This is a genomic window from Coraliomargarita sinensis (genome assembly GCF_003185655.1).
Taxonomy (GTDB): Bacteria; Verrucomicrobiota; Verrucomicrobiia; order Opitutales; family Coraliomargaritaceae; genus Coraliomargarita_B; species Coraliomargarita_B sinensis.
On sequence record NZ_QHJQ01000001.1, the window covers coordinates 407,433 to 422,297 of the forward strand.

General features: G+C 58.2%; 7 protein-coding genes. 5 read left to right on the plus strand and 2 right to left on the minus strand.

Annotated features, from left to right (window positions below; all coding sequences use genetic code 11):
• Positions 1-103: 103 nt before the first annotated feature.
• Both DDZ13_RS01780 and DDZ13_RS01785 read left to right on the plus strand, forming a co-directional pair.
• Positions 104-7,534: an MBG domain-containing protein gene (locus DDZ13_RS01780; protein ID WP_110129707.1), complete on the plus strand. Its 7,431-nt coding sequence runs from the start codon at positions 104-106 to the stop codon at positions 7,532-7,534.
• A gap of 44 nt (positions 7,535-7,578) precedes the next feature.
• Positions 7,579-9,381 carry a ShlB/FhaC/HecB family hemolysin secretion/activation protein gene (locus DDZ13_RS01785; RefSeq protein WP_110129708.1) on the plus strand — a complete coding sequence of 601 codons (1,803 nt, stop codon included), beginning with the start codon at positions 7,579-7,581 and terminating at the stop codon, positions 9,379-9,381.
• Positions 9,382-9,546: 165 nt separating this feature from the next.
• On the opposite strand, the gene murA is transcribed toward DDZ13_RS01785, so the two are convergent.
• Both murA and DDZ13_RS01795 read right to left on the minus strand, forming a co-directional pair.
• Complete coding sequence (gene murA / locus DDZ13_RS01790; RefSeq protein WP_110129709.1) at positions 9,547-10,842, minus strand: UDP-N-acetylglucosamine 1-carboxyvinyltransferase; 1,296 nt, start codon at positions 10,840-10,842, stop codon at positions 9,547-9,549.
• Between the two features lie 9 nt (positions 10,843-10,851).
• Positions 10,852-11,556: a hypothetical protein gene (locus tag DDZ13_RS01795; protein WP_110129710.1), complete on the minus strand. Its 705-nt coding sequence runs from the start codon at positions 11,554-11,556 to the stop codon at positions 10,852-10,854.
• Between the two features lie 254 nt (positions 11,557-11,810).
• Between DDZ13_RS01795 and DDZ13_RS01800 the strand changes: the two genes are divergently transcribed.
• From DDZ13_RS01800 to DDZ13_RS01810, 3 genes are all read left to right on the plus strand, one after another.
• Complete coding sequence (locus DDZ13_RS01800; protein WP_110129711.1) at positions 11,811-12,182, plus strand: dUTPase; 372 nt, start codon at positions 11,811-11,813, stop codon at positions 12,180-12,182.
• A gap of 109 nt (positions 12,183-12,291) precedes the next feature.
• On the plus strand, positions 12,292-12,930 hold the full coding sequence (locus tag DDZ13_RS01805) for a CPBP family intramembrane glutamic endopeptidase (RefSeq protein WP_110129712.1): 639 nt from the start codon (positions 12,292-12,294) through the stop codon (positions 12,928-12,930).
• 67 nt (positions 12,931-12,997) lie between these two features.
• Positions 12,998-14,854, plus strand: coding sequence for a sulfatase-like hydrolase/transferase (locus DDZ13_RS01810; RefSeq protein ID WP_110129713.1), 1,857 nt, complete (start codon positions 12,998-13,000; stop codon positions 14,852-14,854).
• The last annotated feature ends 11 nt before the right edge of the window (positions 14,855-14,865 follow it).

Here is a 14,865-nt window from a genome sequence, read left to right on the forward strand (position 1 = left end):
CCCCTTTTTTGCGGATAAGGGATAGCGGAAAAGCAATTTCTTGTGGGATGGTAGGCTGCGGTCCCATACGACCAGAGATTAATGACCGCCCGCTCTAAGTCCCATGAATTCCCAACCTACCAAGCAAAAACCGTCCCTGTGGCAGCGCTGCTGCCTCGGGCTTTTCAGCAGTCTGCTCATTTTTCCCGCCGGGAGCCTGCGGGCTTTGCCGAGCGGCTTGGATCTCAGTCACGGACAACTCAACCTGAGTGGCGGTGGCGATTCGATGCAGATCGACCAGCTTAGTCCGCAGGCGATTGCCAACTGGGAAAGCTTTTCCATCGGGGCGGGTCAATCACTCGACATTCAGCAGCCCGGCGTCGATGCGGTCCTGCTAAATCGTGTCATCGGTGCCGACCCTTCCCGTCTTATGGGGCAATTGACGGCCAACGGCCGGGTTTACCTGATCAACCCGAACGGCGTATTGGTGGGGCGTAATGCTTCCGTGAATACAGCGGAGTTTATGGCCTCGGCGCTCGATGTGGCGGATGCGGATTTTTTGGATGGTGACGATCTATCCCTCTCGGGTGATACGCCTGCAAGCGTGGTTAATTTTGGGCGTATTACCGCCTCCAATGGTGACATCATTTTAGTCGCGCACACGGTGGAAAACGCCGGCGAGCTTAAGGCGGAAAATGGCGTTGCTGCTTTGGCCGCCGGTCAATCGATTGTGCTCAGCCCGAATGGCGATCAGCGCATCCTCGTAAAAACCGGTCTTGCGGAAAGCGATGCGCAAGAGGGTGTGGTCCATCGCGGGCTGATTGAGGCGGCCCAAGCCGAGCTAAAAGCAGCGGGCGGGAACGTCTATGAACTCGCGGTGAATCAGTCGGGCATCATCCGTGCGACGGGCGTGACCGAGCGTGACGGGCGGGTTCTGATTACGGCCGAAGACGGCGTGATCGGTCACAGCGGCCACCTGCAGGCGGTCAACGAGAACGGCAGTGGCGGCGAGGTCCTGCTTGGTGGCGACTATCTCGGTGGGAATCCGGATATCGACAACGCCGCCAACACCGTGGTGACTGAAGGTGCCCGTATCGACGTGAGCGCGACCGCCGACCAGGCCGATGCGGGCCGTGTGATTGTGTGGTCCGAGCGGGGCACCCGCTTCCTCGGCCAAATTGTCGGGCGGGGTGGAGCCGCTGGTGGCGACGGTGCCTTTGCGGAGGTTTCGGGCCGGGAGTATCTGGATTTTCGGGGCAGTGCTGATTTGAGCGCCCCGTTTGGCGAGGCGGGAGAGCTTCTGCTCGATCCCGCCGCCCTCACGATCCAGGCCGACGGCACCGAGACGGCGCTTTCTCCGGGAGGCGATCCCTTCCTTTTTCAGGACGACGATGACATCAACTCTGATCCGATTTCTGTCCTCTTGGTCTCGACTCTGGAGTCGCAATTGGCGAACAGCGATGTTGCGCTGCAAACGTCCTTTGCCGGGGGCTCCATTGTGGTCGACGATCCGGTAAGCTGGACGTCGGGGAATTCACTCTTTTTTAATTCACTGGGCAGCGTGAACGTGAACGCCAACCTGGATGCCGGTGCGGGCGATATCGTTTTCGGCCTCGGCTTTGCCACGGGCGGAGGTGGACTGGGTGGTCCCGGACCAACAGTCGACGCCGACCTTTTGGTGGATGCCGCGGCATCGGTCACCGCCGGGTCAGTCGCGGTTAGGCGCTATTTTTCGGGGGAATTGGTCGGGAATTCGAATGACGGTCCCATGGGGCAGGTCGACTTTGGCGGGCAACTTGTCGCCGACACACTCGATTTACAATACGCAGAGCTTGAAGGATTCGGTGCCTCCCCCGGGGGGATTGAAGGCCCCGTTAATTTCGGGAATCCGAATAACCAGATCGGACGCCTGACCACCAGCCAGAGCAGCGGTCGGATCCGGGGACCAGTCACGATTACAGATGGCAGCGGCGGCCTCATCATCGACGGGCAACTCAACGATATAGGAGGCAACATTGAAATCATCACCGACGGTGATCTGACGCTGGCTCCCGACGCCATGCTCTCCACCTCCGGCGGCTTGAGCGCCGACATCATTCTGGCGGCCCGCAACGGGTCGTTCATCAACAACGCGACTGCGGGGGCAACGGTTCTCTCGCCTAATAGTTTCGATCCCGGCATTACGGCGCGGTTCCTCATTTACTCGGATAATCCCACGGATATCGTCAAGGGCGGCTTGGTGGCGGATCCGGTTTATGACAAGACCTACGCCAATAATGCACCCGGCAGCATCACGCAAACGGGCAACCGCTTCCTCTACCGCTTGGCCCCCACGCTGACCTTGACGGCCAACGACCTTTCCAAGACGCAAGGCGATCCGAATCCGACCTTGACTTACTCCGTTTCCGGTATCGTTGGAGACGATGCGCAGGCGGATGTCTTCAGCGGCGACCCCACGCTCACGACAACCGCAGACGCCACCAGCCTGATCGGGGCATACAAGATCGACATTGCCACCGGAAGCGTCGTGCTCTCGGATTACGGCTACGGGCTCGAACTGGCCGATGGTATTCTCTTGGTGGAGCGTGACGGGCTCGCTAATTTGCTGATCACGGCTGATGATTTCAGCCGATTCTACGGCGATGCCAATCCGACCTTTACCGCAAGCTACGACGGTTTTGTCGGTGGGGATGACGCCTCCGTTGTGACCGGGTTGCAGTTCACGACCGCCGCAAATCCCCAATCGGGCGTCGGGAATTATGACATCGTTCCCTCGGGTGCGTCAGCGACTGATTACAATATCAATTATGCCAACGGCACCCTGACGGTGAACCCAAGGCTGCTGACCATTCGTGCGCTTGACCTCAGTAAAACTTACGGCGATGCGCTGCCAGCCTTCGACGCCGATTTCGACGGCCTGGCTTCATTCGATACCGAGGCCGATATTTCGGGATTACGCTTTGCTTCGCTCGCCGCCAATGAGCGAGCCGATGTCGGAAGCTACGACATCGACCCACGTGATGCCGCCAATCCGAATTACGATATCACCCTGGAATCCGGCACCGCCACGGTGAACCCGCGCCCGGTAACCATCACTGCCCCCGAGGTTAGCCGCGAGTATGGCGTGCCCAACCCGACTCTTGTCGCCAGCGGTAGCAATTTTGTCTTTGCCGAGTTCAATAGCAACCTGGTTGATTTCAACGAGGTGGCGGTTGATGCCGATGTGGCGACCTACACGCTGACGCCCACCGGGTATTCCGATCCGAATTATGCTCCGAGCTTTGTGCCGGGGACTCTTGAGGTGACTCCGGCCCCGTTGGAGCTGAGCGCGGATTCGTTCAGCCGGGAGTATGGCCTCGCAAACCCGAATTTCACGTTTACGGACGGCAACTACCGTCTGGGGCAGGGCTTCGGCGATGTCTTTAGCGATTTCCAGCTCTCGACCAGTGCGAGCGAGGCCAGCTCGGTGGGAAGCTACCTCATTGAATTTACGGCAACGCAGACCAACTTGAACTACGATGTGTCGCTGAATGACGGCACACTCACCGTCAACAAGGCACCGCTCGCGATCGCCCCGCTTCCCGCGCAACGCCTCTACGGCGACGCCGATCCCGATTTTGATCTTCAAGTTATCTCGGGGCTGAGGAACGGCGACACCAAAGCAGTCGTGCGCCGGGAGGAGTTTCAGGCCCGCGCCGGCCGCGGCTTCGATGTCGGCGAGTATCCGCTCGAACTCATCTTCGCCGAGGCCACCAACTACGAACTCTCTTTCGTTGACTCGACACTGACGGTGCTTCCGCGCCCGTTGACGATCACGGCCGAGGATGTCAGCCGCGAATACGGCGAGTCCAACCCGGTCTTCACCGCACGTTTCGATAATCTTTATGAGCTCGACGACGCCTCCGACTTCCCCGGCCTGAGCTTTGATACCCCGGCTGATGAACGCTCGATCCCGCAAACCTACGGGATCACCACTGGGGGTGCGACGAATACAAATTACGACATTAGCTATGGTCAGGGGATCCTTACGGTGACCAAAGCTCCGCTCAGTCTTCGGTTGAATGACGTCAGCCGGGTGTATGGCAACGGCAACGATCTCGCGCTCAGCCAGGTCACGATCGACACCGCGGACGGCTTCAAACTCGACGACGATTTGAACGACGTTTCCCTCAGCAACTTCGTGACTACCGCGGAACAGACCTCGAATATCGGTGGCTACCCGATCACCCAGGATGTCAGCTCACAGAAATACGAGGTTACCATCGACCAGCCGGCCAATTTGATCGTAACCAAGCGGCCGCTGACGGCTTTGATCGACCTTTCGGCGGCCGAGCGGACCCGCGTTTACGGGGATGCGCCGATCGATCTTACGGGCAGCTTGATTTTGGGGAATCTCGCCGACGGCGACAGCGCCGGGTCCGTTCTCGAGGTCATCGATCCGACCACGGTCACCAGCCCCATCGGGGAATACGATTTTCAAGCCAATCTACTCGACTCGAATTACGAGCTCCAGTCTTTCGCCAATACGAATTTCTTCATCCAGCAAAAAGTCGTTGATCTCCGTTTCGAGGATGTGTCCGGCTTTTACGGTGAGGGCGAACCGGACTTCTTTGCTTTTCTGGACACCGATTTCCTCGTACCGGGAGATACACCGCAGACTGTGCTGGCCCAGCCTACGGCGGACACCACCGAGCTCACCGAGGTCGGCACCTATGCGATCGATACCTCAAGTATCAACTCCAACTACGGCATCAGTTCCGTCACAGGTAGCTTCGAGATCCAGCCGCGTCCGCTCTTCGTCCAGTTAATCGATGCCAAACGTGTTTATGGCAGCACCAATCCCGCGGATTACGACCCCTTCCTGCGCGAGGATATCGATTCCGGGCTCCTCGGGACGACGCCGCTGGATGCAGTAATCGAAATCACGGGACCGGCTCAAACGGCCGATGCCGGCACCTACCCACTCACGGCCGATTTGATCAATACCAACTATTCCCTAGAGCAGTTCATCGGCGAGCTTACGGTGACGCCGCGTCCCATCACTGCAGCCCATTTGACCACTTACCAGCGACCTTACGGTGCCGCAAACCCGACGCCGCAGTCGTTCGTCGACGCTTCGTCGAACAATCCGAACTCCGGAGTGGCGACCTTTGAGACGATCGACGACGTGCTTCGCCTTCAATTCCCGGGAGTGCAGGCCGACGTGGGCGAGTACACCTTCGCCGAACTCATCCAAACCAACCCGAACTACGAGGTGTCGCTCGCGCCCGACCTTGAGACCGCGCTCACTATCACGCGCCGGCAACTCTTCCTCAGCGCGGGGAATATTTTCCGTGTTTATGGCGACCCGAATCGTTCGCTGCAGGTGGAAAATACCTTTTCCTTGAGCGACACGGGGATCGCCAGCTTCGATGCTCTGCCTGACGTCGCTGTCGTCAACCTCCCCGCTCAAGACGCCGATGTCGGTCGATACGAAATTACTTTCGATATCATCAATGACAACTACACGGCGGGTGCCATTAACTCGATCAATCCGAACCAGACAGGAGCTCCCTATGTTCAGATCGATCCGCGCCCACTGAAGGCGATCCTCCCCGGGGTCGACCGGCTTTACGGCGAGCCCAATGTACGCGATGAGGTCGTGCTGGAAGACAGCTCGCTTCCCGAATTCACCAGCATGGATGCGCTTTTCGAGGTCAATCTTCCCGCCATGGATGCCCTTCCGGGCAGCTACGACGTGGTCGAGGTCTTGTCGGACGCGAATTACAACCTGGAAATTATTGCCGGCAGTGAGAACATGGAGATTCGCCGGCGAGAACTGCTGATCGAAGCCGAAAACTCCTTTGGCTATTATGGTGACAGTGATTTTAGCGCCGAGCTAGCGGTTTCCGGTGACGGCTTTGCTTCCATCGACGATCCGAGTTCGGTCTTCCGAATTACCGCCTTGGAGGATCTCGATCAGGATTCCCGTAGCGGCTACTATCCGATCGATGCCTTCGAGGGGGATGACGATCGCTATGAGATTACGTTCGAGCCCGGAGTCTTCACGATTCTTCCCCGCCCTGTCCAGCTGGACATCGCGGACGAGATCAAGGATTTTGATTCGGTCGAGGCATTGAACGACTACCTGGCGGAGGGGAACCGGGTTGTTCCGGCAGAGGTCAGCAATCTTCGCTCCGGCGATACCATCGATGATGTTTTCCCGATCATCCGGTATCAGATTGTCGACGCGGATGTGGTCCCCGGCTTACCCATACAGCCGACTCCGGAGACCGTCGATGTGCCCGACGTGGCTGCGTTGCTCAAAGACGCGAGTCGGATTGGCAGCGGAATCGAACTGAGCTCCTCCGTGTCTCCGGATCCTCGCGTGGAGATTTCGCGCAGCGGCGATCTCCCCGATGCGACTGAAGGTGTCGTCAATCGCTTTGTCACCGTTCTGGACGGCTACGATACCGAGCGGGATTATGTGCTTACCTCGGTGGATAATGGTCTTTTCCGATTGCGTTTGCCGACGACGCCGCAGCAGGAGATCGAAAGGACCGAGTATAACGAAACGGTCGGGGTGATTACTTTTTCGCCAAATTTTGGTTCAACGGACGAGTTGTTGGAAGGCCCGGATCTTTCGGTGTCGAGCCGCGAGATCACCATTCGTGGCCCCAACGACCCACTGCCGACCTTGGATTCCCTCTTTCGTGGTGGAGATTACGAGATCGGGATGGATATGATCATGCACTATGTGGATGCGTTCATGGATTCCGGCGAGGACTACGTTTTCGAAGAAGGTTCGCTGTTCTACGAGATCACGCGGAGCACTTCGGGGTCGAAGGAGGATATCACGCCGTTCCGCGTGCGTCGGTTCTTCGAGCGCAACGCGGATAATCCGGAGCTATTAAGCTATCTGGCCTATCCGCTCGCCGAATACAGCGAGGCATTCCTTGAAAGAGATCCGGAGAGCTATACGCAGGCGGAGAGTCAATTCGCGGATCTTTTGGGCGACCACTTGGCCGAGGTCCGGGACGAAGTCGCCGCAAAAATGGAAGAGAAGAAGGATGCTTGGATCGAGCGCGAGAATGAGAAGCCCAATAATATGGCTGATCTCTTTGGCAAAGACGTACCCTGGGATGACTTCATGAGTGAAGCGGCCGGGGATTACGTCGTCGATATGTTGGAGACGAAAGCGGCAGGATCTGTTGCGGGTGGGGCGGCCGCAGGCGGGGCAGCCGCTGCGGGTACGGCTGCTGTGGCGAGCACACTTTTTCCAAACTCAGTCGGTCTGGGAGCTGCCGCCCTTGGCGTGAAAACCTCACTAACCGCAGGTTCTGTCGCCGCCGGACCGGCTGCGATCGTGGGCGTTGCCGTGGTCGGCAGTATCGCCCGGGGCATACAGGTCTTTGAGAACGAGGAAAAGAAACAGTTCTACGACGACTTCCAAAACAGTGTGGGCAGTTCCATTGACCCTCAATCGTTCAGCCTGTCCAGCGACTCGGAAAACGAGGCGACCCTGAATAAGACAATTCTCTCCGGTGCGATCGCCAACATGCTCTACTCGGGCTGAGCCTTGTTCTCGAAGTGAGAACCCAAACGTAATCTTTGAATTTCATGATGACTGACTTTTTTTCTTCCCTGCGTGGGCTGACCCTCGCCGCATTGTCGATCGTCGCCCTGGGCGACGCCCGAATCCAGGCTCAGGAGCTCGACCGGGTCATGCCCGAGCCGACACCCAAGCTGGTCGAACCTTTCGGCCAAGAGGCTGACTTCGAGGATTGGGAGGCCTTCCGGACCCGCATGATCGGTGCCACCGAGGGGGAAAAGGTGCTCGTTCCGGAGTTGAAGCAGATCATTTTCTTGGAGGATTCGGATCAAGTCGACACGGTGGAGTTGCCAGAGGACCGCCATTCCAATTTGGCCGAGCTGCCGGGCTTGAACTCGGAAGGGCTCCAAAGTCTGGTGGATATTTTTGTCGGCTTGCCGGTTTCGAAAGAGTCACTTGAGCGGCTTCGCGTGAGCCTGCGTCTGGTACTTGCTGAGGAGGGCAAGCCATTTTCCCTCGTGTTCACTCCCCCGCAGGACATTACCAACGGGGTGGTTCAATTTGTGATCCGGGAGAGCACAGTTGGTCAGGTATCGATTGAGAACCGGGAGTTTTTCTCCGAGCGAAGCTATCTCGGTCGGCTCGGTTTGTCACCGGGCGAAGGGCTCGACTCCGGGCGTATCCGTACCGGGCTCGACCGGATCAACAGCAATCCCTTTCGCACCGCCGCCTTCCAGGTAGAAAAGGGGGCCGAGCCGGCTACCACCGATGTGGTGCTTCGGGTGCGCGAGCGCCGCCCCTGGCGCGTATTTGCCGGCTACAATAATTCCGGCACCCAAACCACTACCGAAGACCGCATGTTTGCCGGCCTGACTTTGGGCAATGTCTGGGGCATGGCCCACCAACTGACCCTTCAGGCGACCAGCGATTTCGACATCGAGCACTCGAAAGCGGTCTCGGGCAACTACCGCATGGATCTACCGGGAAACCATGAACTCTTTTTCTTCGGAGCCTATTCGGAAATTAAAGGCGTCCCCAATGGTGGCTTCGATCAGGAAGGCACCAGCTGGCAACTGGGCTTCAACTATACCATCCCGCTGGAGTCACAGGGTGATTACAGCCACAGGCTCACCCTCGGCTTTGATTACAAGTCGAGTGACAACAACCTCGAACTGAGCCTGCCTCCCTTCATTATTCCCATTTCCGATACGCTCACCCGTATCGCCCAAGTCCGCGCGGAGTATCGGGGCGCGTTGAAGGACGACTGGGGCGATACCCGGTTTGGGCTCGGAATCACTTACTCGCCCGGCGGGCTGGGTAGCAAAAACGATGACGATGCCTTTGAGGCGTCCCGCTTTCAGGCCGATTCCGAGTATGCCTATCTCAGCCTCGACGGTTCCCGCACGATCGAGCTTGGCATGCTGGCCGAAGCGCTCGCCGGTTGGACCTGGCAGCTGCGCTCCAGTTTACAGCTCTCCAACCGCAATCTCCTCAGCAGCGAGCAATACGCCGGGGGCGGCTTCGGCTCGGTCCGCGGCTACGAGCAGGGCGAGGTCGTCGGCGATAACGCCTTCTTTATTTCGCAGGAGTGGCAACTGCCCGTCATCCCGACCCAAGTCTCGCTCCCCGGTTACAAGGAAACCGGCCTGCTCCGGCCATTTGTCTTTCAGGACTACGCCAGAACCTGGAACACCGACAAGCTGCCGGACGAGGAAGCATTTAACCTGCATAGCTACGGCGTCGGCCTACGTTACCAGGTGGCGCGCAATCTTACGCTCGACCTCGCTCACGGTTGGCAACTTCGGGATAGTGGCAGCAGCAACACGGGCGATAATTACCGCACAAATGTATCGTTGCGCCTAGCTTACTAGTGATCCGCCCAAAAGTATTTTCACTTTTCGTGGCGTCTGCGCACGCTCCAGCTCCGTCAATAAGCGATACCTGCAGGCAGAAGACGTCGCCTCGACGGCGAACGAGTCTTCGCCAGCGAAGACGCCACGTATTGTTGCCTGTGAAAGAAGTTATTTGTTAGGGCGCTAAGCCTCCAACAATTCTTTCGGCATGTCCTTGTCGCTGAGGCGCTCGATTTTGGCCCCGAGTCCGGCGAGCTTCTGCTCGAAGCGCTCGTAGCCGCGGTCGAGATGATAGATGCGCTGGATCCAGGTTTCGCCGGTGGCGGCGAAGGCGGCAAGGATCAGTGCGGCCGAAGCACGCAGGTCGGAGGCCATGACCGGGGCGCCGGAAAGTTTGGAGGCACCTTTAACGATGGCGCTGGGCCCTTCGATGGCGATGTCGGCGCCCATCCGCTGGAGCTCGGGCACGTGCATGAAGCGGTTGGGGTAGATCCGTTCGGTGATAATGGAAATGCCTTCGACCTGCGTCATGAGAGCACAGAGTTGGGCCTGCAGGTCGGTGGGAAAGCCAGGGTAGGGCAGAGTAATGCAATCGACCGGCTTGAGTGATCCCTCGTAGGGAAGCACGCGAATGTTGTCGCCCTCGATTTTCAGCGGCACGCCGGATTCCTCCAGCTTGTCCAGAAAGGCGCCGAGCAGGTTGGGTGGAATGCCCTTCACGGTAACATCGCCTCGAGTGATGGCGGCGGCCACAATAAAGGTGCCGGCTTCGATACGGTCGGCAATAACGCTGTGTTCGCAGCCGTGGAGTTTTTCCACGCCTTCAATCGTGAGTTCGGGGCTGCCGATCCCTTCAATTTTGGCGCCCATCTTCACCAGCAGGTTGCAGAGGTCGACTACTTCCGGTTCGCAGGCAGCACATTCGATTCGGGTGGTGCCGGGCGCGAGCACGGCGGCCATCACGATGTTGGCGGTGCCGGTGACGGTGCTGCCACTGCGGCCGCCGAGGAAGACCGGGCCGCCCTGTATCTTCGAGGCATCCACGTGGACGTAGCCGTTGGTAATCTCAACCTCGCAATTGAGTTTGGCCAGGCCCTTGAGGTGCAGATCGATCGGGCGGGGCCCAATGACACATCCGCCCGGGATAGAGACCTCGGCCTTGCGCAGGCGGGCGGTCAGCGGCCCGAGCAGGCAGACTGAAGCGCGCATCTTACGCACGAGTTCGTAGGGCGCGATATGAGTTAACTCAGCCGCCTTGAGCTTCCAGACGCCCGGTTCCGGGTTTTCGACCTCCGAGCCGACGTGGCTCAGAATCTCCACCATGAAGCGGATGTCGCTCAGGTCGGGGACGTTGCGCAGGGTGACTGCTTCATCTGTCAGCAGGGTGGCGGCGAGTAGTGGCAGTGCGGCATTCTTTGCCCCGCCGACCTCGATCTCACCTTTAAGCGGGCCGCTGCGACTGACTTTGAAGACGTCCATGTGAAACTTCTATGAGTTGTTGCCCGGACTGCGGCGATTGTTGCTGCGGCGTTGGCCCTTGCCTCCGCCGCCGCTGCTGCTGCGACGGCCTTTGCCGCCACCGCCACGCCGGTTTTGCCCTTGTCCACGATTGCCGCCTTTGCCGCGGGGGCGACCGCCTTGTCCTCCCTTGCCGGAAGGCTTGCCTCGGCCACCTTGTTTTTTCGCGGGTTGCTTCGGGCCCAGGCCGAAGAAATTTAGGATCGAGGCGATCAGACCGCCTGACTGCGCCTGTTTGGAGCCGCCTTTTTGCTTGCCGGCCGGTTTTTTGCCGCTTTTGGCCGGGCGGTTCTTCTCCTTTTCGGCACGGCGGGCATCGCGTTCCTTCTTCCGTTCGGCCAGGCGGGCGTCGACCCGTTTGATCGCTGCCAGTGTTTCCGGGCTGGGTTGCGGATTGGCGTTGCCGGACTTTTCGGGCTTCGCCTTCGGTTTCTCGGCTTTCGGAGCAGGTTTTTCCTTTTTCGCCTTCGGTTCCGGCTTGGCGCCACCGCTAAGCTTTTCTTTTTTCAGGGCCTCGGCGGGATCAACTTCGCCGATACTGGAATTGGTGGCGGCGGGTGTGGTCTTAAAGCCTCCACTCCGGCGGCGGGTCCGTGGCTTGTCACTCGCATCCACGCTGGGTGTGTAGTTTTGCTTCGGGCTGGGTGCCGCTTCAGGTTCTTCGAATTCTGGCATGATCTGTCTGTTTATGGTGGTCTCAGTTGTGCGGTCGGGTCCCGCACAGGGATGGATTATCTCTTGAAGCTGTTCTCCGGAAAAGGGCTGCAGTCGCGCGCCGGTCCGAGTGGCGCCGGCAGTGAGCGGTCCGGTGGAACAGTCTTTTATCGGTAGAGGAGGTAATTTGCAGCCGCAAGGGTTAAGTTCCTCATTTCCAGTGAAAACGAGCTTAGAGCTTGCCTGCTGGCAGCGCCTTTTCTAGGCAATTCGGTATGGATAAACTTGAGGAGATTTTCGATCTGCAGGACGCGCTCAATAAACGCATCGGCGTGAACACCGACAACATGTCGGACGAAGAAAAAGCGAAGTGGGTGCTCAACTACACCCGAGCCATGCAACAGGAGATGGCCGAGCTCATCGACTCGGTGCCCTGGAAATGGTGGGCCAAGTATCAGGACTTCGACGAACAGAATGCCAAGGTCGAGGTGGTGGATCTTTTTCACTTCCTGATTTCAATCGCCCAGGTGCTCGGGATGACGCCGCAGGATGTCTACGACGCCTACACCAAGAAGAACAAGGTGAACCACAATCGTCAGGACAGCGGCTACACCGAAAAGGACGAAGACGATTCGAGGCACATCTAGATGATGTGTATTGCTGATTATTGATTTCCGATTCCCGAGCAGTTGTCTGCAGCAATTTTCGGCGGCTTCGAAAAATTAGTCATCAGTAATCGACAATCGGAAATCTGCCATGCCCGAAAACCCCATCATGATCCTGCTTTACGTCGGGATCGCCGCCTATGTGGGGAATATGTATTGGGGCGATTACAAAGCCCAGAAAGACGGGGAGGTTAATGAGAGTGCCATGCCGGGCGCCTTTCGGGCGTCTGTTCCGGCCTTCCTGATCGCGACCATCGGTGCGCTCTTGATCCTGGCGGTGGAGACCGGAGGCGAGATCGCATTGGGCGTCGCTTCGGAACAAAGTGAGATGGTCTGGTATTTCGTTTTCGCGATCGTGGCGGCAGGCATCGTCGAAGAGGTGATCTTCCGCGGGTTTCTGGTGGTGGACAAGAAGGGCACGGCTGCCCTCGTGGCCAGCTGCGTCGGTTTTTCGCTACTTTTCGCGGTCATTCATTTTCATCTCTTTAGTCTGGAATTTCCGGATGAGGTGCCTTGGTGGCAATTCTGGTCGGCGGAGGTCGAGTGGACCCTGACCAGCAAGGCCTGGTTCACCACTTCGATCCTTTTTGCCAACTCGCTCTGGTTCTATGCCTGTCGTTTTGGTCCTTGGAACCGAACACGTTCGATTTTTCCCTGTATGTTGGCGCATGCCGCCAGTAACCTCGGGGTCTTTGTGGTCAAACTCGCTCAGGGCTACGTGATCTTTTAGTTCCCCGGTTCTGGTTCGGACGCTTCTAGGTTTGGAACAAACCCGCTTGTGTGTATCACATAACTTTATGCGTTCACTCCGACACTATTCATTTCTTTATCTCGCCTTCGGCCTTTTCTCTGCGTTGGCGGCACAGGCCGGTGACCGGCCCAACATCCTCTGGATCGTGAGTGAGGATAATGGCCCCTTCCTTGGGTGTTACGGCGATGAGAATGCCAAAACCCCGAATCTGGATCGTCTGGCGCAGCGGGGTATTCGCTATGAGAACTTTTTTGCCAACGCCCCGGTCTGCGCGGTGGCCCGGAGCAGTTGGATCTTCGGCGTGCCGGCCGTCACCACCGGCACCTTGCACATGCGTTCGCAATACCGCGTTCCGCGCGAGCGTTTCAAGACCTACCCGGAACTGATGAAGTCTGCCGGGTATTATGTGACCAACAACAGCAAGACCGATTACAATACGAGTTCGATCCAACCGAACCGCATCTGGAATGAATCCTCCAAGAAGGCCCACTACAGGAAACGTCCGGACGGGGCCCCTTTTTTTGCCGTATTTAACATACACCACAGTCATGAGAGCCGGATCTTCCCGGGGAGAAAGCCGTCGACCCGGCGCGTGTCCGCCGATGCCATTCACACCCCGCCTTATCAAAAAGGCACTCCCGAGACCATTGATGACTGGCGGGCCTACTATGAACGGCTGGAGCAAATGGACGCCGAAGTGGGCCGTCTGCTCGAAGAGCTTGAAGCCTCGGGCGAGGCGGAAAATACCATCGTTGTTTACTGCTCGGATCACGGGGGCGTTACGCTCCGCAGTAAGCGTTACCTGTACGATTCCGGTACGCGCGTGCCTCTGATCGTTTCCTTCCCGGAAAAGTGGCAGCATCTGTCGCCCTCGGCGCCCGGTTCGGCCTCCGAACGATTGGTCCAGTTTATCGATTTGCCCAAAACGTTTTTAAGTCTGCAGGGCGTGCAGGTCCCTGAGGTCATGTCCGGCCGGGTCTTTCTCGGGGAGGAAGTGGAACTGGCTCCCGAATCCGTCTTCCTTTTTTCCGGCCGCTTTGATGAGGCCCCCGACAACTCCCGCGCGGTCACCGACGGGCGATGGAAATACATTCGCAACTTCGAGCCTGACCGTCCGCTTTTCCAAATGCTCAATTATCCCATGCGACAGGCGGGGCAGGTGAGCCAGTGGGAAGCTTATCAGGCTGGAAAGACCAACGATAAGCAGTCCGCGCATTACCTGCCACCGCAAGCGGAAGAACTTTACGATACCCAGGCGGATCCGGACGAAGTGAACAATCTCGCGGAATCCCGCCCCGAAAAACTTCAGGCCATGCGGACGCAACTTCGCGACCATATTTTGGCAAGGCATGACCTCGGCTTTATCCCCGAGCCGATGATGGAAGCGCTCAATGTTGTAAAAACCCAAACCATTTACAGCTTTGGGCAAAGCGAAGCGAGCTACCCGCTGCCTCGTATCCTTGACCTGGCCATACTGGCTTCGAATGCAGACCCCGCCAATCAGCCGGCACTCGTCCGGGCTTTTCAGGACGAAAACCCCATCATCCGCTATTGGGCGCTGGTCGGATTGAGAGTACTTGGCGCAAGGGCCCAGAATGTGGATGGGCTCCTCCAGGAGGCGTTGGCCGATCCGGCACCGAGTGTCCGCATTCAGGCGGCCATTTGCCTTGCGCGACGGGATCAACGTGAGCGGGCACTGCAGTTCCTGCTTCGTGAAGCGCAGACAGCCTCAGCGGATATCCATGCCGCATGGGCGCTCGATGCGATCAAACTATTGGATGCGCCGGAGGCCCTGGACGGCCTCAGTGAAAAGGAAATCGAAGGCTTGAAGAAAGGCTTCAATACGAGGCGGATCGTTGGCCTCCTACAGGCCGGTGGTTCGGTTTCCAGAATGCCGGAATAATCTTCTATTTT